Source organism: Pelagimonas varians, from assembly GCF_003208435.1.
Classification (GTDB): Bacteria; Pseudomonadota; Alphaproteobacteria; order Rhodobacterales; family Rhodobacteraceae; genus Pelagimonas; species Pelagimonas varians.
On sequence record NZ_QKMF01000005.1, the window covers coordinates 189,895 to 211,397 of the forward strand.

General features: G+C 55.4%; 20 protein-coding genes. 13 read left to right on the forward strand and 7 right to left on the reverse strand.

Going from position 1 to position 21,503, the window contains the following annotated elements:
• Positions 1 to 199: 199 nt before the first annotated feature.
• Complete coding sequence (locus C8N36_RS08705; protein WP_097804318.1) at positions 200 to 1,222, forward strand: aspartate-semialdehyde dehydrogenase; 1,023 nt, start codon at positions 200 to 202, stop codon at positions 1,220 to 1,222.
• A gap of 566 nt (positions 1,223 to 1,788) precedes the next feature.
• On the opposite strand, the gene C8N36_RS08710 is transcribed toward C8N36_RS08705, so the two are convergent.
• On the reverse strand, positions 1,789 to 2,187 hold the full coding sequence (locus C8N36_RS08710) for a hypothetical protein (protein WP_141468019.1): 399 nt from the start codon (positions 2,185 to 2,187) through the stop codon (positions 1,789 to 1,791).
• Between the two features lie 212 nt (positions 2,188 to 2,399).
• Here C8N36_RS08710 and C8N36_RS08715 point away from each other — a divergent pair, with 212 nt between their 5' ends.
• Positions 2,400 to 2,729, forward strand: a complete 330-nt coding sequence (locus tag C8N36_RS08715; protein ID WP_245910769.1) for a hypothetical protein — start codon at positions 2,400 to 2,402, stop codon at positions 2,727 to 2,729.
• Positions 2,730 to 2,831: 102 nt separating this feature from the next.
• On the opposite strand, the gene C8N36_RS08720 is transcribed toward C8N36_RS08715, so the two are convergent.
• Positions 2,832 to 3,479, reverse strand: coding sequence for a carbonic anhydrase (locus tag C8N36_RS08720; protein WP_097804320.1), 648 nt, complete (start codon positions 3,477 to 3,479; stop codon positions 2,832 to 2,834).
• A 157-nt stretch (positions 3,480 to 3,636) separates the two neighbouring features.
• Here C8N36_RS08720 and C8N36_RS08725 point away from each other — a divergent pair, with 157 nt between their 5' ends.
• From C8N36_RS08725 to speB, 4 genes are all read left to right on the forward strand, one after another.
• Positions 3,637 to 4,017 (forward strand): hypothetical protein, encoded by a 381-nt coding sequence (locus tag C8N36_RS08725; RefSeq protein WP_245910770.1) that lies wholly within the window; start codon positions 3,637 to 3,639, stop codon positions 4,015 to 4,017.
• A gap of 63 nt (positions 4,018 to 4,080) precedes the next feature.
• Positions 4,081 to 5,466 (forward strand): leucyl aminopeptidase family protein, encoded by a 1,386-nt coding sequence (locus tag C8N36_RS08730; RefSeq protein ID WP_097804322.1) that lies wholly within the window; start codon positions 4,081 to 4,083, stop codon positions 5,464 to 5,466.
• Entirely contained in the window at positions 5,463 to 6,326 is an 864-nt protein-coding gene (locus C8N36_RS08735; protein WP_097804323.1) for a C40 family peptidase, read from the forward strand. Before C8N36_RS08730 ends, C8N36_RS08735 begins: the two co-directional genes overlap by 4 nt.
• A 93-nt stretch (positions 6,327 to 6,419) precedes the next feature.
• Positions 6,420 to 7,376, forward strand: a complete 957-nt coding sequence (speB, locus tag C8N36_RS08740) for an agmatinase (RefSeq protein ID WP_097804324.1) — start codon at positions 6,420 to 6,422, stop codon at positions 7,374 to 7,376.
• A gap of 3 nt (positions 7,377 to 7,379) precedes the next feature.
• Here the strand turns inward: speB and C8N36_RS08745 are convergent, their stop codons facing one another.
• From C8N36_RS08745 to paaZ, 3 genes are read right to left on the reverse strand one after another with little or no spacing between them, the layout of a single operon-like run.
• Positions 7,380 to 7,721: a DUF2794 domain-containing protein gene (locus C8N36_RS08745; RefSeq protein ID WP_097804325.1), complete on the reverse strand. Its 342-nt coding sequence runs from the start codon at positions 7,719 to 7,721 to the stop codon at positions 7,380 to 7,382.
• 39 nt (positions 7,722 to 7,760) lie between these two features.
• Complete coding sequence (locus C8N36_RS08750) at positions 7,761 to 8,552, reverse strand: PaaX family transcriptional regulator C-terminal domain-containing protein (RefSeq protein ID WP_097804326.1); 792 nt, start codon at positions 8,550 to 8,552, stop codon at positions 7,761 to 7,763.
• Between the two features lie 39 nt (positions 8,553 to 8,591).
• A complete protein-coding gene (paaZ, locus tag C8N36_RS08755; protein ID WP_097804457.1) occupies positions 8,592 to 10,610 on the reverse strand; it encodes a phenylacetic acid degradation bifunctional protein PaaZ in 2,019 nt (672 codons plus the stop codon).
• Positions 10,611 to 10,732: 122 nt separating this feature from the next.
• Between paaZ and paaI the strand changes: the two genes are divergently transcribed.
• The 7 genes from paaI to C8N36_RS08790 all read left to right on the forward strand — a co-directional run bounded on the left by paaI (position 10,733) and on the right by C8N36_RS08790 (position 18,204).
• Positions 10,733 to 11,170, forward strand: coding sequence for a hydroxyphenylacetyl-CoA thioesterase PaaI (paaI, locus tag C8N36_RS08760; RefSeq protein WP_097804327.1), 438 nt, complete (start codon positions 10,733 to 10,735; stop codon positions 11,168 to 11,170).
• Entirely contained in the window at positions 11,163 to 12,353 is a 1,191-nt protein-coding gene (gene pcaF / locus C8N36_RS08765; RefSeq protein WP_097804328.1) for a 3-oxoadipyl-CoA thiolase, read from the forward strand. The genes paaI and pcaF overlap by 8 nt, the downstream gene beginning before the upstream one ends.
• 48 nt (positions 12,354 to 12,401) lie before the next feature.
• A complete protein-coding gene (gene paaK, locus C8N36_RS08770) occupies positions 12,402 to 13,706 on the forward strand; it encodes a phenylacetate--CoA ligase PaaK (RefSeq protein WP_097804329.1) in 1,305 nt (434 codons plus the stop codon).
• A 77-nt stretch (positions 13,707 to 13,783) separates the two neighbouring features.
• Positions 13,784 to 14,353 carry a TetR/AcrR family transcriptional regulator gene (locus tag C8N36_RS08775; protein WP_097804330.1) on the forward strand — a complete coding sequence of 190 codons (570 nt, stop codon included), beginning with the start codon at positions 13,784 to 13,786 and terminating at the stop codon, positions 14,351 to 14,353.
• A gap of 173 nt (positions 14,354 to 14,526) precedes the next feature.
• Entirely contained in the window at positions 14,527 to 15,672 is a 1,146-nt protein-coding gene (locus C8N36_RS08780; RefSeq protein ID WP_097804331.1) for a phosphoserine transaminase, read from the forward strand.
• Positions 15,673 to 15,743: 71 nt separating this feature from the next.
• The gene (gene serA, locus C8N36_RS08785; RefSeq protein WP_097804332.1) at positions 15,744 to 17,339 is read left to right on the forward strand and encodes a phosphoglycerate dehydrogenase; all 1,596 of its coding nucleotides are present in this window, start codon (positions 15,744 to 15,746) and stop codon (positions 17,337 to 17,339) included.
• A 121-nt stretch (positions 17,340 to 17,460) separates the two neighbouring features.
• The gene (locus tag C8N36_RS08790; RefSeq protein ID WP_097804333.1) at positions 17,461 to 18,204 is read left to right on the forward strand and encodes a metallophosphoesterase family protein; all 744 of its coding nucleotides are present in this window, start codon (positions 17,461 to 17,463) and stop codon (positions 18,202 to 18,204) included.
• On the opposite strand, the gene C8N36_RS08795 is transcribed toward C8N36_RS08790, so the two are convergent.
• Positions 18,124 to 19,878, reverse strand: a complete 1,755-nt coding sequence (locus tag C8N36_RS08795; RefSeq protein WP_097804334.1) for a SulP family inorganic anion transporter — start codon at positions 19,876 to 19,878, stop codon at positions 18,124 to 18,126. The two genes, C8N36_RS08790 and C8N36_RS08795, sit on opposite strands and share 81 nt — an antisense overlap.
• Before the next feature lie 125 nt (positions 19,879 to 20,003).
• Positions 20,004 to 21,353 (reverse strand): aminotransferase class III-fold pyridoxal phosphate-dependent enzyme, encoded by a 1,350-nt coding sequence (locus C8N36_RS08800; protein WP_097804335.1) that lies wholly within the window; start codon positions 21,351 to 21,353, stop codon positions 20,004 to 20,006.
• Between the last annotated feature and the right edge of the window lie 150 nt (positions 21,354 to 21,503).

Consider the following 21,503-nt stretch of genomic DNA (forward strand, 5'->3'; position numbering starts at 1 on the left):
AAGCTGCCATTCATAATATCGCGGAAATCCGCCATTTTTTCAGTCAAACGGTGCAAAATTGACCAAAACGTTGTTGCTCAGGAACACATCGCTCGAAATTCAAACGTTTAAACCCTTTCCCAAGGTCAGCTGCTGCGATAATGAGCGCTATCTGCGCAGGGCTGATCCTTGTGCGGGACTGAATCCTAAGGAGGGCCAAATGGGCTATAGGGTCGTTGTCGTTGGTGCCACAGGTAATGTGGGCCGCGAAATGCTGAACATCCTCGCTGAGCGGGAATTCCCCGTCGACGAAATCGCAGTGCTGGCATCGCGTCGGTCGCTGGGAACTGAGGTGACTTTCGGCGATACGACGTTAAAGACCAAAGATTTGGCCACGTTTGATTTCACTGGTTGGGATATGGCGCTGTTCGCTGTTGGCTCCGAAGCCACCAAGGAATTTGCCCCGATTGCCGCGTCGCAAGGCTGTGTGGTCATCGATAACAGCTCGCTCTACCGTTATGATCCGGATGTTCCGTTGATCGTGCCCGAGTGCAATGCAGACGCGGTAATGGGCTATACCAAGAAAAACATCATCGCGAATCCGAACTGTTCGACAGCTCAGATGGTTGTTGCGCTCAAGCCTCTGCATGACCGTGCCAAGATCAAACGCGTTGTTGTGTCGACCTATCAATCTGTTTCTGGCTCGGGCAAAGAAGCGATGGAAGAGCTGTGGGAGCAGACCAAGGCGGTCTATAACCCCATCAATGAGGTTCCCGCCAAGGTATACCCCAAGGAAATCGCCTTTAACGTTATTCCGCACATCGATGTCTTCATGGAAGACGGATCGACCAAGGAAGAATGGAAGATGGTCGCTGAAACCAAAAAAATCATCGACAAGTCGATCAAGGTTACTGCGACCTGTGTGCGTGTTCCGGTTTTCGTTGGTCATTCGGAATCGATCAATATCGAATTCGAAGAGTTTCTGGACGAAGACGAAGCCCGTGACATCTTGCGCGAAGCGCCAGGCATCATGGTTATCGATAAGCGCGAAGACGGTGGGTATGTCACTCCCAAGGAATGTGTGGGTGATTTTGCAACCTTCATCAGCCGAATCCGCCAGGACAGCACCATTGATAATGGTCTGAACCTGTGGTGCGTGTCCGATAACCTTCGCAAGGGCGCTGCCTTGAACGCAGTGCAGATTGCGGAAGTTTTGGGGCAGAAAGCCCTGAAAAAGGGCTAACTTTTTCACATTGAGAAACAAAAGCGGCGGGGTTTTCCCTGCCGTTTTTTTTGGCCTATTCCTTAGGATAGGCGTTGCTGTTCCAAAGGGCTGAAATCCTATGCCTCGAAACACTGTGGCGAAATCAAGGCGGGTGCTATAACAGCTTTAAGAAATTCAGGGTATGTCCCGACCGCGTGAGTGGTTACTCTTTGGTTGGATATTCTCTTGTGCGCAGATCACCTGCGCATGGCTATACGCCGCATTGGGTGCTGAAAAAGTCCAATGCAGACATAGCGACTGCGGTCCACTCTCTCATCTCTCTCAAATTGGATCGCAGTCGTATTCGTCTGGCCAGAACCGGAATCCCTCAAAATTTCATCTATTTGTCCGCTTTCTGCCTTGAATCGCCACTAGCGTGAACTCAAGCGGCTTAGGACCGCCATTCGGGTGACCCGAAAAATTAGGCTGAAAAGGACCAGAAAATGATCAGCAGTTTGATTGAAACAGCTCGGGCCCGTCGCATTCGCGCTTTGGACGCCCTGACACGTCCTCGCAGTGACCGGCCAAACAGGACCCGGTTGTTTTCAACCCTGCCGCGGAACGGTTCGAAGAGTTTGTTCGCGGTGTAATGTGGTCACCTCTTTCGTTTGACCTGTCTCCAGCTGGTTGTCGATATCCCACCGAAGACCGGATGCTGGGAAGGCACGACCAAAGCGAGAGGCCAGTTCAGTCTCCGTGTGGCCTGTTTGGGAAAGGCTACAAACACGTTGACGGGTTCGGGCGTCGCAAATCACTAGACCGTTTTGACCATGTCGAAGCAAATAGCCTGCCAGTTTGAGCCGCCCTTGGAGCTCTGGCCAACTTTTGGCGCGCTCTAAATCGTCGGACAGCGCAGGCACTGCTGAGTGTGATTGAGGGGCAGTCGCAATCACAGCCCCACTTGAGCAATAGGCTTGCACAGCCATTGCGATGGCGTCCTCCACCGGGCAATCCCCTTGGTTCAACGCGCTCCAAATGTGCTTGGGCAAAGTAAGCGTGAGTGTGCGGTGCGTCATGCACCTATGGTGCAGTGATCAAGTTAACATCCCATTAGGCGTGTGTGTTCTTGGACACAGGTCATGTTTCCATCCGGTTCGGCCCAATTTTCGCCCAATTTTGCGGCCAGCGTAGTGATATTAGGCAAGGAAATTTATCCATGACGTATCACAAAGACCCACCAGCCACCTGGACCAGCGCGCAAAATGCGATGCCCGCCCCGCTCGATTGTGAAACACAAGCCTTGTTGCGTTTGTTCCTCAGTCCAATTCTTGAAACCGCCTCCAATTGGCGAGAGATCTCAGACCGGCTTGGCAAAAAAGGTTACAGAATCAGCTTTCGATTAGGGCGGTTGGTCATTCTCAACGAACACGGCGATGCCGTCAGCACCGGGCGCGGTCTGGGTGTTCCATTGGCAGCAATTGCTGAACGCATTGGCCGCCCAAGCATTCGTGCCCAGATTGATGGCATATCCGGAGAACTTGGTTGAATTGGAAAAGGCACAGGCCCAACAGCTTGTCCCAATTGCATCTCAATGTTGTAAAAAAGGCACCCGATTCTTATTGGAACAGGTGCCTTTCGTTGTGGCTGCTTAAACTTTGACGAACGAGTTCGTGGCGGGTTCATAGCTTTCCAACCCACCTTCTCCGATGTCTGTCCATAGGCCGTGCAAAGACAGTTGCTTGGCTTCGACGGCGCTTTGAACAAATGGAAAAGTCATTAGATTTTTCAGCGAAACAACGACGGCCTCTTTCTCCAGCGCACGCGCTTGATTTTCTTCTGGCACGTCTTTGACCAGATCGAAGCCCGGGCGAAGGATATCCATCCAGCGGCCAACAAACGATGTGGTTTCCTCTAATGCAGGCGCGCGCCCGTGGCACATATCGAGACAGCCTTGGACGCCGCCGCATTGGGAATGCCCCAAAACGATAACATGGGCCACATTCAAAGCGGTTACAGCGTACTCGATGGCCGCTGACGTACCGTGCTGATTTCCGTCTGGTTCATACGACGGCACGAGATTGGCGATGTTGCGGTGGATGAAAAACTCACCCTGATCGGCTCCGAAGATCGATGTCACGTGCACGCGGGAATCGCAGCAGCTGATCACCATGGCGCGCGGACGCTGCCCTTCGTCGGCCAAACGGCGATACCAAGCGCTGTTTTCCTCATACTTGGTTGCCTTCCAGCCTTTGTAACGCTGGACAAGATACGCGGGTAAAGGGTGAACGTGATCCATCCGAACCTCCGATTAGATGATGCTCTGAAATTACTAGTGGGGATTCGTCTGAAATTCGAGAGAAAAGGCAGATAAAACGTTCTTTGGGAATAACCTTTTGCCAACCCTGATCTGACAAATTGGCCAAGCCGTGGGGGCAATAAGAATGGGGTGAGATGTGAACCAGGTAACGTACCTTGCACCGGTGGAGCGTCCGAGCATGGACGCCGACCAAATTGAAACGCTATGCGCAGATTTGGGGCCTCATGCCGCCGAAGATGTTGTGTGTCGGGCAATGGAAGAATTGGCGCAAAGGCTGTGCCATATCCAGGAAATTGCTGTGCATGGCCCGCGAAAGGACCTGCACAAAGGGCTGCGTGCCCTGAGCGCAATTGCTGAGCAGATTGGAATGAACGGTTTGTCCAGTGTGGCCCGCGATGTGATAAATTGTGTTGAATTGGGGGATGTCATTGCAGAGGCGGCGACATTGGCCCGTTTGGCAAGAACAGGCGAGAAATCGCTAACCTCGATGTGGGATCACAATGATCTGATGGGGTAAATCCCCCTTGCGGTTGGCAATTTGAGGTTTAGGCTGGGTGTGCTGTTTACAAGGACGCCCTCAATGACACTGACTTTTGCCACTCCAGATACGCCAGCCATCCCTCTTCACGTTTTGTCGTCCGACAGGCTGGACGGGTGGCTGCAAAATCAAAGCGATCAGGTTCGGGCATGGATCGAAACCAATGGGTTTACCGCGTCTCTCGGCTCTGCCTTGATGCTGCCGGGGGCCGATGGTCAAGCCGTCGCTGCGGTCGTGGGGTATGGGGCAGCTGCATCTAGAAAACGGGGGCGGTTTAATCTGGCAGCCTCGGTGCCAAAGCTGGCTCCGGGGGTTTATGCATTGGCAGGTGGCGTTGCAGACGATGATCTGGAAACAGAGTGTTTGGGGTGGCTGCTCGAATCCTATCAGTTTGAGACGTATCGCAAACAATCCGGAAAGCTTCGTCAATTGATCGCACCCAAAGGTGTCGATGCTGAGCGCATCCAATCTTTTGCCATCTCCGAGGCGTTAACCCGCGACCTTATCAACACCCCGGCCGCGGATATGGGGCCGGATGCCTTGGAAAATGCGGTTCAGACGTTGGCCAGTCAATTTGGGGCACAGATCACAGTGACCAAAGGTGATGATCTGTTGGAAAGCAACTTGCCGATGATTCACGCGGTTGGCCGAGCGGCACAGCAAGCCCCGCGTTTGCTTGATCTGCGTTGGGGGGAAGTGGGACCCAAGCTGACGTTAGTGGGCAAGGGTGTTTGCTTTGACACTGGGGGGCTAAATTTGAAACCCGGCGCATCCATGGGCTTGATGAAAAAGGACATGGGCGGCGCGGCGAATGTGATTGCTTTGGCGCGGATGATCATGCAGGCGGGCTTGGCTGTACAGTTGCGCGTTTTGATACCGGCCGTTGAAAACGCCGTTTCCGGTAATAGCTTTCGCCCGGGCGACATTTTGATGTCTCGCAAGGGTTTGACCGTGGAAATCAACAATACAGACGCAGAGGGGCGTTTGGTTTTGGCGGACGCATTGGCGCTTGGGGATGAAGACAACCCTGATATGATAGTCTCAATGGCGACGTTGACCGGCGCGGCGCGGGTTGCAGTTGGGCCTGACCTGTCGCCATTCTATTGTGATGACGACGAACTGGCTGCTCAATTGTCTGCTGGAGGAGGGGTGGTCGCTGATCCGCTTTGGCGTATGCCATTTTGGGAGCCTTATGAGGCAATGATCGAGCCCGGCATTGCCGATCTTGATAACGCACCGGCAGGCGGTTTTGCTGGAAGTATCACCGCTGCGCTATTTTTGCGCCGCTTTGTCACCGAAACCCCGCGCTACGTGCATTTCGACATTTACGGCTGGCAACCGAAACCTGCACCTGCACGTACCAAGGGCGGTTTTGGACAAGGCACACGCGCAATTTTCGAAGCCTTGCCCAAGGCGCTTGGACTGTGAACGACAGGCGTCTTACACCGGCCAACGGGCGGGTGGCGGCGACTGGTTTGCGCGGGCAGATTCAGGCGGAACGGTTTGTCGATGGGGTTTTGCAGCAGGTCATTGACGCGCCGTTTTTACATCGTGAACCCCGCGGTTCCCGTGATCGGCAACTGCTATGGGGGGATGCATTTCGGGTCTATGATCAAGGCAATGATTGGGTGTTCGGACAGTCCCTAAAGGACGGCTATGTCGGGTATGTGCACCATCCTCTGACTGAACCACAGACGCTCACGCACCGTGTCGATGTGCGCACGACTTGGGCCTATCCGGTGGCTGGTTTCAAACAGCCCGCTCTGCATGAACTGCATTTCAATAGCTTTGTTTGTGTGGTGGATCATGATGGAAAGTGGGCGCAGATTTCAGTTGCGGGAGGGGAATTGATTGCGGCCCATCGGGCATTTGTTCCTGTTGCCCATCTGGCCCCGATCGCAGATCGCCGTGTTGATCCGGTCGCGGTTGCCGCTCAGTTTCTTGGGACACCTTATGTGTGGGCGGGCAATTCAGGGTTTGGTATCGATTGTTCAGGTCTGGTTCAGGCGGCGTGCCATGCGTGCGGTGTCCCATGCCCCGGTGACAGCGATTTGCAAGAAGCGGCGCTTGGGGAGACGGTTCCCGAAGGGACGCAGGCGCAATCCGGAGACTTGTTTTTTTGGAGGGGGCATGTGGCAATGGCCGTCGACAGCGAAACGATGATCCATGCTAACGCCCATCATATGTCTGTGTCGTATGAACCAATCTCTGATGCGATCTTGCGGATCGAGGAACAGGGGGATGGGCCTGTGACGCGGCATGCTCGGATTAACTGGGACAAGCCGTGACGCAAACGACGCTTTTAGGCGTTGCGCCGTGTTTAAATGTTGCTGCACGCGTAGAACCTGCAATCATAACCTGAACCAGCCGATAGGTGATCCATGACTTCCGATCCGTTTTTCCACCCCGTTTCCGGGTTTGATTTGCCGCGCTTTGCAGGTGTGCCGACATTCATGCGCTTGCCGCATGTGGCTCCTGATCACCCTCGTTTCAGTGATGTTGATGTGGGCCTTGTCGGGGTGCCTTGGGACAGTGGAACCACAAACCGTCCGGGACCGCGCCATGGGCCTCGCCAGTTGCGCGATGCATCTACAATGATCCGCGCGCAGCACCCTGTGTCGGGGATGCGCCCGTTTGAGCAGGTCAATTGCGCAGATCTGGGGGATGTTGGGCCAAATCCGGCGGATATTCAGGATTCTATGACTCGGATTACGGATTTTTACACCACTTTACATGCGGCGGGGATGCGGCCCCTAACAGCGGGCGGAGATCATTTGACGTCCCTGCCTGTGTTGCGGGCTTTGGCCAAAGACTCGGCGTTGGGCATGGTGCATTTCGACAGCCACACCGACCTGTTCAATTCCTATTTCGGCGGCACGATGTTTACCCATGGCACCCCCTTTCGCCGCGCCGTGGAAGAGGGGCTTTTGGACCCCAAACGCATTGTACAGATTGGCATTCGGGGCACGATGTACGACAGTGAAGATCGCGATTTTGCTGCGGCCACGGGCATTCGAATCATCCCGATAGAAGAGTTTTTTGCACGCGGTATCCCCGACGTCATGATCGAGGCCCGCGAGATTGTCGGCTCTGCTCCAACCTATGTCAGCTATGACATTGATTTCGTCGATCCAACCTTTGCGCCCGGCACCGGAACGCCCGAAGTCGGTGGCCCAAACAGTTTTCAGGCTTTGCAGGTCTGCCGGGAGCTTTACGGGCTGAATATTGTAGGGGCTGATATGGTCGAAGTGTCGCCGCCCTTTGATGAAAGCGGCGGGACTGCGTTCTTGGGCGCTTCGATTATGTTTGAACTGCTTTGTGCGATGCTAGCCCGCTAAAGGCTACTTTACGGCGCGGATCAATTTACGTTCCAGCACGCGCAAAACGGTTTTTAGGTCGTGTCCGCGTTTCAAGACCTGTCCGTCGGTACCAAAGACTGCGTATTCGCCTTGGCGTGCCCGCAGTTTTGGCCGCTTTTCGATCCGGTAGAGCGGGTGTTCGGCGGTCCGCTGAAACACTGAAAATACAGCGACATCGCGTAGGTTGGAAATGCCGTAATCGCGCCATTCGCCTGCGGCCACCATCCGGCCATAGAGCGACATTATCACACCCAGTTCAGGGCGTTGAAAGGCAACGACGTCGCTGGAATGCGGGCTGCCAGAGAAGGGGGTAATACTATTCATAGCTTAGAATTGCGCCGTTTTCCCGCGTGATCAAGCGTTTTACGACAATCCGAAACGATTGGCTTGTGCTGTTTTTGCGCTGGGCATGGCCGGCATTTCACCCGCTGCAGTGTCGAGCCAGGTTTCGGTTTGTGGGGTCAGCCGGTGATAGGTCGCCGCAACTTGTTGGTGCAGCGCTTGGACCGGAAAATCCTTTGGGAAAAACTCGGCTGGTACTTCGGGGTAGCGTAGAACAATTCTGCGCCAACGATGAATCAGTAAAATGCGGGCCGCGGCGGCGTCGATCAAAGGAAGGTCTGCGTTGGTCAGGGCGAGCAGGTCCAAAGCCAGCCGATTGAGGGCTTCTTTGTGTTCAGTGGCCAAGCCATCCCAAATCGCTGTACCGCTATGTTTGCCGAGGGTTCCAGTGATCTCGAACCCTTTGGATGACACTGCCCCGTTGATATGCAGCCAGCCGCCTGCAACCCGTAAGGCACCTGGCGCATCGGCCAAAGAAAAGCACCATGTTTGTACTGGACCTTTTCTAGGCGGTGCATATATCCGCGCCGTTGCCGGTCCGAATTCCTGTACGCCTGACGGGGTCAGTTTATAGCTGCTGGTACGGCCGGTTTTGCGGCCCTCAACCCATCCGTCACGCGACAACCGCGACAATGCGGTGCGCAGCGCCCCGGATTCTATGCCAACCCGTCCCAAAAGTTGATTGAGGCGAACCGTTTGGACACGGCCACCGCGGTGCTGCACAAGATCACCAAACACCGTTATGACCAGCGACCAGACGCGGGGCCGCCCGTCGGCGTTCAAATTGGTGATCAGGGGTAAAAGCGGGTCCATGCCCCTGTCATAAATGGCTATTCGTGCAAAGGCAAAGTGTCAGCGCTCATATGAAACCATCGTTAGCAGTTCATATTGGGCAACCTGATCGGCGTCCTGGTTGTAGAGGGTGACATTCCAAGCGACCTCTCCGTAATCGTCGGTACGCTGCGTTTTGCGTTTCGCGGTCAGCCGGACAGTGATTTTGTCACCGGGGCTGACGGGTTTTTGAAAGCTCAGGCTGTTCAAGCCGGTGTTGGCCAGAACCGGACCGGGGTCGGGCTGAACAAATAGACCTGCCGCAAAGCTAAGCAGCAAATAACCATGCGCGACACGGCCCGGAAAGAACGGGTTCGCCTTGGCGGCGTCGTCATCCATATGGGCATAGAATGTATCGCCGGTGAAATGTGCAAAGTGTTCGATATCCGCCAAGGTGACTTCGCGTGGATCGGTGGTGATCGTTTCGCCAATCTCGATCTCGCGGAAGGTGCGTTGAAACGGATGTTGCGGCGCTGGCTTTTCTGTCGCCCCCGGCACCCATTGGCCGGTGATTGCGGTTAAAACATCCGGGCTGCCTTGGATTGCAGTGCGCTGCATATAGTGCAAGACGCCGCGCACGCCGCCCAATTCTTCGCCGCCACCCGCGCGGCCGGGGCCGCCGTGGACCAGATGGGGCAGGGGGGAACCATGGCCGGTGCCTTCGGCCATGCTGTCGCGATCCGATATATACAAGCGGCCATGCCACGCGGCACTGGCGAGCGTAACCTCGCGCGCGACCTGAGGATCATGGGTGATCAGCGAGGCGACAAGAGAGCCTTGCCCACGATTGGCCAGTTCGGCCGCATGTGCCGTATCGCGGTAAGGCAGCAGCGTGGAAACCGGACCAAAAGCCTCGACCGCATGAATATTTTGCGCGGCATCCGGATCGTTGCAGCGAAACAGCATCGGCGCAACAAAACCGGGGCCGTCCGGCAAATCAAAGGCGCTTGCGTCAAGGATTTGCTCTGCTTCGATGCCAATCATGGCGGCCTTTTCCAACACGTCGGCTTTTTGGCCGGCGGACACCAAGGCCCCCATCCGCGGGTCATCTGCCGGATCGCCAATGGTGGTTTTCCTAAGGCGTTCTGTCAGTGCCTCTGACACGGTATCAAGTTGGGCTTGCGGCACGATCATCCGGCGGATTGCCGTACATTTCTGCCCTGCTTTAACGGTCATTTCGCTGGCGGCTTGCTTGATGAACAAATCAAATTCAGGCGTGCCGGGGGCCGCGTCCGGACCTAGGATCGATGCATTCAGGCTGTCTTGTTCGGCAGTGAAACGGGTGGAATTGCGCATGATGTGGGGGTTGCTGCGCAGCATCAGCGCCGTATCGGCTGAGCCGGTAAAGGCAACCACATCTTGCGCCCCGAGCCGGTCAAGAAGATCACCGGTGCCGCCGACGATCAACTGGATGGCACCCTCCGGCAAAAGTCCGGATTCGATCATCATTCGAAGACAGGCTTCGGTTAAAAAGCAGGTCTGGGTGGCGGGTTTCACAATGGCAGGGACACCGGCCAGCAATGTAGGGGCCAGTTTCTCCAACATACCCCAAACCGGAAAATTGAAGGCGTTGATATGAACCGCAACCCCTTGCAAAGGCGTCGCAATATGCTGGGCCAGAAAGGTTCCCTTGCGGCTTGTCTGTTCGATGTCCCCGTCAATATAGACATGCCCGTCGGGCATTTCGCGCCGCCCCTTTGAGGCAATGACCATCATGGTGATGATTCCGCCATCTATGTCGATGCCGCCGTCGCGCCGCGTTGCCCCTGTCAGGGGGTTGATCGCATACAGCCCCTCCTTGCGTGTGTCCAAATAAACGGCGAGGGCTTTGAGCATTTTTGCGCGTTGATGGAATGTCATGGCGCGCAAAGCCGGGCCACCGGTTTGAACGGCATGGGATACCATCGCGCCAAAGTCGAGATCGCTACCGCCGGCGCGGGCAATGGCAGCACCGGTTACCGGGCTGGCGATGGTTTTGGCATTCGCACCCGGTGCAATCCAGCGCCCATGGGCAAAGCTATGTGGTTCCAGCATGATGATTCCTCCGGTTTTGGCCGATGGCGGCCATGGTTGTGTGGCACCATGGTACAGATAAAAACGAAAATCAACATACTTGACCGACCGGTCGGTTTTGTGCATCGTAAGGGACAGGAGGACGCTTCATGACACCACAAGACCGTGCACGCCGATCAGCCGAGGCGATGTGGGCCACAGACACAGCCAGCCAAGAGATGGGAATGCGGATTGATGATATCGGTCCGGGTCGTGCTGTGCTGTCGATGGAGGTTCAACCGCGTCACTTGAACGGACATGGCAGTTGCCACGGCGGCTTCATCTTCACACTGGCGGACAGCGCCTTTGCCTTTGCGTGCAACAGTTACAACGCGGTGACCGTCGCTCAGGAGTGTCAGGTGACCTATCTCGCACCGGGACTGGTGGGCGAACGGTTGGTTGCAACGGCGATTGAACAAGCCAGACCCGGACGATCCGGAGTTTATGATGTGACAATCACCGGCGCAGACGGGCGTAAGGTGGCGCTGATGCGGGGCCTGTCTCGCACCATTAAAGGACAGCTCTTTGAGGAGAATGCAGATGCGTGAAGCATGGCTTTGCCAAGGCAGTAGAACACCAATTGGCCGCTATGGCGGTGCATTGTCCGGCGTTAGGCCTGATGATCTGCTGGCCGGTGTGATGCGGGCGGTCGTGCCCGAAGGACTGCCTGTGGACGAGGTAATCATGGGCTGCGCCAATCAGGCAGGCGAAGACAATCGCAACGTGGCGCGTATGTCTGCTCTGCTGGCGGGTTTGGGCGATGACGTTCCAGGCGTGACGGTAAACCGGTTATGTGGTTCGGGTTTGGATGCGGTGATGATGGCAGCACGGGCGATTAAGTGCGGCGAAGCCGAAATCGTGGTTGCGGGCGGTGTCGAAAGCATGTCGCGCGCGCCATTTGTCCAAGGCAAAGCCGACAGCGCGTTTTCCCGCAAGGTCGAGATGTATGATACAACCATCGGCTGGCGCTTTGTGAACCGGCAGATGAAGGCGCAATACGGCGTGGATTCGATGCCTGACACGGCTGAAAACGTTGCCGAAGATTTCAACATTTCCCGTACCGACCAAGATGCCTTTGCGTTCAGATCGCAAGAGCGGGCCGCTGCGGCCATTGCTTCGGGGCGTTTGGCGCGCGAAATCACGCCTGTGTTGATCCCGCAGCGCAAAGGGGATGCCCTTGCCTTTGATACGGACGAACATCCACGACTGACATCGATTGAGAAACTGGCCAGTCTACGCGCGCCTTTCCGTGAAGGCGGCAGTGTGACAGCGGGCAATGCTTCTGGGGTGAATGATGGAGCGGCGGCGCTGATTGTCGCCTCGCCTCAGGCGGCCGAAAAACATGGGCTAACACCCGTCGCACGTATTTTGGGTGGGGCCACGGCAGGTTTACCGCCACGGATCATGGGATTTGGTCCGGCCCCCGCGTCCAAAAAGCTGTTGGACCGACTGGGATTGAAGATCGGGCAGATGGACACGATCGAGCTGAACGAGGCCTTTGCTGCACAAGGGCTGGCGGTGACTCGCGATCTTGGATTGGCGGATGATGCGGCGCATGTGAACCCCAACGGCGGGGCCATTGCGCTGGGGCACCCCTTGGGCATGTCTGGCGCGCGTTTGGCGCTGACTGCAGGGCACACGCTGACCGAAACGGGTGGAAAATACGCGCTGTGCACAATGTGTATCGGTGTGGGGCAGGGGATTGCCTTGGTAATGGAACGGCTTGGCTGAGTTCCGGCCAATCATTTGGAATAACGGCAAGTCGGAGGAGGACGCGCCATGGAGGATCTGACACCTCGTAAAGAGGATCTGGACCCAATTGAAATTGCATCGCGTGATGAAATTTCAGCACTGCAATTGCAGCGGATGAAGTGGTCGCTGCGTCATGCCTATGACAACGTTCCACATTACAAAGCCAGCTTTGATGCGGCCGGGGTTCACCCCGATGACCTGCACACATTGTCGGATCTGGCGAAGTTCCCGTTTACGGTGAAGGGGGATTTAAGGGCGAATTATCCGTTCGGAATGTTTGCAGTCCCGCGATCAAAAGTGATCCGCGTCCATGCGTCATCGGGCACCACCGGCCAGCCGACAGTTGTTGGCTATACCCGCGATGATCTGGATATGTGGTCATCAGTTGTGGCGCGCTGCCTGCGGGCGTCGGGCCTGCGGCCCGGAGATGTGTTGCACAATGCCTATGGGTATGGCTTGTTCACCGGCGGTTTGGGAATTCATGGCGGATCGGAAAAGCTGGGGCTGACCACAGTGCCGGTGTCCGGCGGGATGACGCAAAGACAGGTGCGTCTGATCGAGGATTTCGGTGCGACTGGCATGACGGTTACGCCGTCTTATGCGCTCTCGATTATCGATGAATATGCGGCGCAGGGGCTCGATCCACGTAAAAGTCCGCTCAAAGTCGGGATTTTCGGGGCGGAGCCGTGGACAAATGCCATGCGGCTGGAGATCGAAGAGGCCTTTGATATGCACGCGGTGGATATCTATGGCTTGTCCGAAGTGATTGGTCCCGGCGTTGCCAACGAATGCGTGGAGACCAAAGACGGCCTACACATTTGGGAAGATCATTTCTATCCGGAAATCATCAATCCGGAGACGGGTGAGGTTGTTGAGGACGGGGAAATGGGGGAGCTGGTCTTTACTTCTCTGACCAAGCAGGCCTTTCCAATCATTCGCTATCGCACGCGGGATTTGACGCGGCTTTTGCCCGGCACGGCACGGTCGATGCGGCGGATGGAAAAGGTGACTGGACGCAGCGATGATATGATCATTTTGCGCGGTGTGAATGTTTTCCCGACGCAAATTGAAGAGCAGTTGATGAAGGTGGCTGCACTGGCCCCGCATTTCCAACTGGAATTGAACCGTGTGGGTCACAAAGACGAGATGCGGGTCAGGGTCGAAACCTTGCAAGATACCGTGGAACTTGGCGATATGGCTGGTAAGGAACTGGCTGCAAAGGTTAAGCAGGTGGTCGGGATTTCTATCAAGGTGGATGTCAGTTCGCCGGGTGGTGTGGTGCGTAGCCAAGGCAAAGCTGTCCGGATTGTCGATAACCGGCCCAAGGATTGATGGAACGGGGCTGGCGCTGGGCTGCGCCTTCGCCCCACCCACCGTCCCATCGGGGTGCTGTTTAGAGAGGGCTGATTATGCCGCGCGGAATTGGCCGGAACCATGATGAAAAACGAGAAGCGTTGCGCAAAGGCGCTGCGGTCTATTTTGCGCGGCACGGGTTTGACCGTGCATCGATGAGCGGGGCTGCGCGGGAAATTGGCGTGTCAAAGGCGTTGATCTATCACTACCACGACAGCAAAGAGGCGTTGTTGTTCGATATTCTTGAGGGGCATTTAACAGAGCTGGTCGCAGTTGTGGAGGAAAGCGCGCCCAAGGGTTTGCGTGCCCTGATCGCTGCGGTTCTGGATTCCTATGAAGATGCGGACGCCGAACATAAGCTGCAGCTCGAATCGTTGTCTGCCTTGCCAATGGACATGCAGGCACCCTTGTTGGCAGCCCAGCGGTATCTGGTAGAGGCGATGAGCACCGCGATAGAGGCGGTTAAACCCGGTTTGGAGCCTGAACGGCTGAGAGCCGCGACCATGACAATCTATGGCATTTTGAACTGGTATTATATGTGGCACCGGCCTGGAAAAGGTATGTCACGTCAAGCATATGCAGAGTTGGCGGCGGATTTTGTCGAAGGGGGATTGGAGCGGATTTAACCCCGTGCAAGCGCAGCTCTTGTTTCCGATGCGCTCCAAAGCGGGTGCCGTAACAATCAAAAAACGGCCATCTGCCCCCATTTTACGACTTGTGAGAAGTCAGCGCTACGGATAGATCCAGCGGCGGGACACCCTTCCCCAACGAAGGGCGATTATCTGTAAGGATAGCATCAATGGCTATGACTAAACCCGCAACGCGGCCCGCAAACCCGCGTTTTTCTTCCGGCCCCTGCGCCAAAATCCCCACATTTTCGCTGGATAAACTTGCAGATGCGCCGTTGGGCCGTTCGCACCGTGCCGCTGTCGGCAAATCCAAGCTGAAAGCCGCGATCGAAGAGACGCGCGACCTGCTAGGCATCCCCGCTGACTATAAAATCGGTATCGTTCCTGCGTCTGACACTGGCGCGATGGAAATGGCGATGTGGTCGATGCTGGGCGAACGTAAGGCCGAGATGGTTGCTTGGGAAAGCTTCGGGTCCGGCTGGGTCACTGATGTGGTCAAGCAGCTCAAGATCGACGCCGAGGTCAAGACCGCCGATTATGGCGAGATTGTTGACTTCGCCGAGATCGATTTTAACAACGACGTTGTCTTTACCTGGAATGGCACCACCTCGGGTGTGCGGGTTCCAAACGGCGACGCGATCCCCGCTGACCGTGATGGTCTGACGCTGTGCGATGCCACATCGGCAGCCTTTGCGATGGATCTGCCATGGGACAAACTGGACGTAACGACTTTCTCTTGGCAGAAGGTTCTGGGCGGAGAAGCGGCGCATGGCGTGCTGATCCTGAGCCCGCGTGCCGTTGCGCGTCTGGAAAGCTATACACCTGCATGGCCGCTGCCAAAAATCTTTCGCCTGACCAAAGGTGGGAAGCTGATCGACGGTATCTTTACCGGTGCAACGATCAACACGCCATCAATGCTCTGCGTTGAGGACTATCTGGTTGCGCTTGACTGGGCCCGTTCCGAAGGTGGCCTGAAGGGCATAATCGCCCGCGCCGAAGCCAACGCCCAAGCTGTTTGGGATTTCTGCGACGCGCATGACTGGATTGCCAACCTCGCGGTTGATCCGGCGACTCGTTCGAACACAAGTGTCTGCCTTAAGTTTACCGACGACCGCATCAAAGACGGCGCAGCCTTCGCTAAAGCGATTGCAAAACGTCTTGAGGCAGAAGGTGTTGCACTGGACGTTGGCGCTTACCGCGATGCGCCTGCCGGTCTGCGGATCTGGTGTGGTGGTACAGTTGAAACTGCAGATTTGCAGGCGATGCTGCCGTGGCTTGAATGGGCCTTTGACGCCGAGATCGACGCGCAAGCCTAAGCACATTTTGGTGAAAACGCGGGGCCCCACGTGCGGCCCCGTTCCCTCCCTATATTCTAAGGACCTCTATCATGGCGCCCAAAGTACTCGTCTCCGACAAACTCTCCGAAACAGCTGTTCAGATTTTCCGCGACCGTGGAATTGACGTAGATTTCATGCCCGACCTTGGCAAAGACAAAGACAAACTGGCCGAATTGATTGGTCAGTATGACGGTCTGGCTATTCGCTCGGCGACAAAAGTCACGCCAACCATCCTTGAAGCCGCGACCAACCTCAAAGTTGTGGCGCGTGCAGGTATTGGCACCGACAACGTCGACAAAGAAGCCGCATCCAAAAAGGGTGTGATCGTCATGAACACGCCTTTCGGCAATATGATCACCACAGCCGAACATGCCATCGCAATGATGTTTGCAGTGGCACGCCAGATCCCCGAAGCGTCGGCGTCGACCCATGCTGGCAAATGGGAAAAGTCCAAGTTCATGGGCACCGAGCTGACCAATAAAACATTGGGCGTTATCGGCGCAGGCAACATCGGCGGGATCGTTTGTGATCGTGCGCGCGGCCTGAAGATGAAGGTCATCGCGTTTGACCCCTTCTTGTCCGAAGAAAAAGCCGCTGCAATGCATGTTGAAAAAGTCGAGCTGGAAGACCTGCTGGCCCGCGCTGATTTCATCACGCTGCATGTGCCGCTGACGGATGGCACTCGTAACATTCTAAGCCGCGAAAACCTGGCCAAGACCAAAAAAGGTGTGCGCATTGTCAACTGTGCCCGTGGTGGTTTGATCGACGAAGAAGCGCTGGCCGAAATGCTTCAGTCTGGTCACGTTGCTGGTGCGGCGCTTGATGTATTCGCGGTTGAGCCTGCTAAAGAAAACGTTCTGTTCAACTTGCCCAACGTGGTTTGCACACCGCATTTGGGCGCTTCTACAACAGAAGCCCAAGAAAACGTTGCCTTGCAGGTGGCCGAACAGATGTCCAACTATCTGTTGACCGGCGCTGTTGAGAACGCGTTGAACATGCCGTCTGTGACAGCCGAAGAGGCCAAAGTGATGGGGCCATGGATCAAGCTGGCCGATCACTTGGGCGCATTCGCCGGTCAAATGACCGACGAGCCAATCAAAGCCATCAACATCTTGTACGACGGTGCGGCCGCCGAAATGAACCTTGAGGCGCTGAACTGCAGTGCTATCGCCGGGATCATGAAAAAGGCCAATCCTGATGTGAACATGGTTTCTGCCCCTGTTGTCGCCAAAGAACGCGGCATTCAGATCAGCACGACCAATCAGGACAAAGCTGGCAGCTTTGATGGATATATCAAGATCACGGTTGTGACCGACAAGCAGGAACGTTCGGTTGCGGGCACTGTGTTCAGTGATGGCAAGCCACGCTTTATCCAGATCAAAGGCATCAACATCGACGCCGAAGTTGGCGCGCATATGCTGTACACCACCAACAAAGACGTACCGGGTATTATCGGGACGTTGGGTCAGACAATGGGTGAAAACGGCGTGAACATCGCCAACTTTACCCTTGGCCGCTCCGAAGTTGGCGGCGGTGCCATTGCCTTGCTGTATGTAGATGCTCCTGTTGCATCTGAGGTGATTGCCAAGCTGACAACAACCAACATGTTCAAGCAGGTTAAGCCACTGCAATTCGACGTTTCCTAAACGCTGCTCGTTGCATGCTAGAATTTGAACGCCGCCCGTTTTTCGGGCGGCGTTTTTCTTTGCATAAAGGCTGGCCCAAGATTACAGCCTCATATCAATCGTTTTGTTTAAGGATATTCCCATGCCCGAACCAGTTTTTGTTGTCGGCGATATTCATGGGCAGTTGGATCAGCTGTCCAGCGCGCTAGAGATGATTGATCGCGATGACTGTGCCGGTGCACCGGTGGTTTTTGTTGGGGATTATATCGACCGAGGGCCTGATAGCGGTGCAGTGATCGAGACATTGATGCGCGGGCAGGCGGAGGGCAAGAATTGGACCTGTCTGCTGGGTAACCATGACGACTATCTGGTGCGTTTTGTGGGGCCAACCCCGAACTTTCCCGAGGATGGAAGCCATACCCGTTGGTTGTTGCCCCAAATCGGCGGCTTTGAAACGCTCGCTTCTTATGGGGTCGATGTCACAGCGCAAGATGACAACGAAACCCTTCGCGCCAAGGCATTGCAAGCGATCCCTGAGGAACATGTGACTTGGCTGTCAGGCCTGCCACGCCTGTACGAAACTGAGGATCACATTTTTGCCCATGCAGGTATTCGCCCGGGTGTGGAGTTGGGCGCACAAGACCCTGAAGATCTGATCTGGATCCGTCAGGAGTTTTTGAACGATCCGCGCGATCACGGGCGTTTGGTCGTGCATGGACACACCGCGATCAAGGTGCCCGAACACCGTGGCAACCGGGTCAATGTTGACGGTGGAGCGGGCTTTGGTCGGCCTTTGTATCCCGTCCTATTGATCGGTCGCGATGCTTTCTTGCTCGGTCCTTTCGGGCGTAGGCACCTTGAGCCACTGCCAAGCCTCGTACTGTGACAAGAAGACCTGCCCGCTCAGATCAGTCAGCAGATGAGAACGTTTGAGGCGGTCCATTACAGGGCCTTTGACTTCGGACAGGTGAAGTGCGATTCCCATATCCGTCAGGCGGCGGTTCAGCTCCTCTAGGGTTTCAAGCGCGCTCATGTCGACTTCGTTCACGGCTGGGAACATTAAAATGACATGCTCGATGGGTTGGTCGCAGGTCACACGATTCAAGACATAGTCCTCAAGGAATCGTGCGTTGGCGAAATACAGGCTTTCGTCGACCCGCAACGTAACCAAATGGGGGTGTGTTTCAACGTCATGGCGCAGGATGTTGCGGAAATGCTGGGTGTCCGGAACCAGACCCACTTCGGCGACATGGGGCCGCGATGTCTTGTAAAGATGCAATGCGATGGACAAAATCACCCCGGCAGAAACGCCGACTTCGACGCCAAAGGCCAAGGTCAGCACAATTGTTGCGGCGACCGCTGCGAAATCAACCTTGGAATAGCCCCAAGCCTTTTTTAGAATCGAGAAATCGACCAAAGACAAAACGGCCACAATGATTGTTGCGGCAAGGGTCGCTTTTGGCAAGAAATGCAGCAAGGGTGTCATGAACAGTGTGGCAACAGCGATCCCCACAGCAGTAAAGGCCCCAGCAGCGGGTGTTTCTGCGCCAGCGTCATAATTGACCACGGAGCGGGAAAACCCGCCTGTGACCGGATACCCGCCACTGACAGCGGCGGCCACATTCGATGCACCCAGGCCGATCAGCTCTTGGTCGGGTTCAATGCGCTGGCGCTTTTTGGCAGCCAGCGTTTGCGCCACGGACACGGATTCGACAAATCCGATTATGGAAATCAGGAGAGCAGACACAAACAACTGGTTCCAAAGGCCGGGGTTGAAATTTGGAAGGGTCAGCGGCGGCAGGCCGGTTGGCACTTGGCCGACAATTTTTACGCCGTGCTCACCTAGGTTGAAAAGCCATGTGATCAATGTGGTGACAACTATGACGGCCACCGGCCCGGCTTTGGCCAGAATATCGGCGTTTCGCGGGGTAAGACCAAAGGAAAGCAACAAGGGTTTCAGCCCTTTGCGGACCCAGAATAGAACCGAGACGGCAAAAATGCCAATTGCCACAGTGATTAGATTTGTCTGGCCGATATGCGCAACCAGATCGCCCAATACTTGAGGCAGGGTATGGCCGTGCATTTGAACACCAAAAATGTGTTTCAGCTGAGAGGCGGCAATCAGGATGCCGGAGGCGGTGATAAAGCCTGCGATTACCGGGTGGCTCAGAAAATTGGCCAAAAATCCGAGGCGGAAAAACCCCATAGCCAGCAAAATTAATCCTGAAATAAAGGCTAAGGTTACTGCGGCCATTGCGATTTCCACCGGATCACTAAGTCCGAGGTTCGCAATCGCGGCGGCGGTCATCAATGACACAACCGCGACCGGCCCAACTGATAGGGCGCGGCTGGTACCAAAAATTGCATAGGCAACCAAAGGCAGGATGGATGCGTAGAGCCCCATTTCAGCCGGAAGACCGGCCAATAGCGCATAGGCCAATGATTGTGGAATAAGCATGATCGTGACGATCAACGCAGCAACAAGATCCGAAGTCGCAGTTTGGCGGTTATAGGTCTTGGCCCAGAATAGAATAGGCAAATAGCGTTTGATCTGATGCATTGTGCAATCCTTTGGGGGCCATTGGGCCTCGAGTTGCACTACATATATTCTAAAAGATGAATTTGTGAAGGGCTTTTCTGATCAACAGGAAAAATGGCCCAACACAGAGGTCGGGCCAAAGATTGTTATGCAGCGGAAAACCCCGCGTCCAAAGCGGACAAGATGACATCCACCTCCGCTTCGGTAATGGTCAGGGGAGGCGACATCAAAACGTTATGTGCGCCCAAACGCACCATAGCCCCAGCTTCGTAGGCGGTCTGGTGGACACGTTTCATCGTATCCATGTCCATGGGCGTCTTGGCCTCACGGTTTGACACAAGCTCGATCCCGGTCATCAATCCATGCCCGCCGCGCACATCACCGATGATGGCGTGTTTCTTTGCCAAAGCCAGAACACCTTCATAAAGCTGTGTACCGCGCGCCGCTGCATTGGTTTTTGTATCCAGCCGCACTGTTTCGTCTAGACAGGCACTGACCGCAGCCGCGCCGACAGGATGAGCCGAATAGGTATAGCCGTGATAAATTCCGCCATCGGGGCCTGCGGTTTCAAAGACCTCCGCCACCTTGCCCGAGATCAGAGCGGCACCAACCGGGAAGTAGCCGGATGTGATGCCCTTGGCTGTACACATCATATCGGGTTTGACCCCCCAGTGCCGTGCCCCGCTCCAGTCTCCAGTGCGGCCAAAGCCGGTGATAACCTCGTCGGAAATGAGCAAAATACCATGGCGATCACAAATATCACGCATCATTGGCATAAAGCTGGCATGAGGGACGATCACGCCGCCGGCACCCAAAATGGGTTCCATAATCAATGCCGCAATTGATCCTGCCCCTTGAAAGTCAATCTCGTCCTCAAAGGCCTGTGCGATCAGTTGCGCCAGCTTTGCCGGATCGGTTTCGTTAAATGGATTTCGGTATGGGTAAGGGGCGGGCAAGTGAAAACAGCCTGCCAAAAGCGGTTCGTAATTGACGCGGAACCGGTTGTTCCCATTGACCGAAGCCCCGCCAAAATGTGTTCCATGATAGCCCTTTTTCAGGCTAAAGAACTTGGTCCGGTTTGGTTCTCCGCGAAGCCGATGATACTGGCGTGCCAACCGTAGACATGTTTCGACACTGTCGGAGCCGCCGGACGTAAAGAAGACCCGTTCGATCCCGTCTTCTGCAAAGAACTCCTGAACCTTGAAACCCGCTTCGATTGCGGGCGGGTTGGACGTCCCCGCAAAGGCAGAATAATAGGGTAATTCTTGTAACTGGCTGCTGATGGCATCTTTGATCGGGTCATTGGAATACCCCAAGTTCACGCACCAAAGCCCACCAACGGCATCGACTACTTCGTGGCCGTCGATATCCGTAATCTTGGTGCCTTGTGCCTTGGTGATGATTTTTGGCGGATTCGCCTGCGCTTCGGCCGGATGCCCCATGGGATGCCAAAGCTGACGCGCGTTGTTTTCCTTTAGAAAGTTTTGATCATTCATTTTGCGACTCCCTGCAAAAATTTGATCAAATTTTGGCACCGGTTTGCGGTTCTGTCCAGACGCAGCGCACCGTGCTCTATCGTTTTGATCGGATTATTGCGCACGATAATGGTGTGTGGAGGTAGGGCTTTACACGTAAAGCTAGTGCTC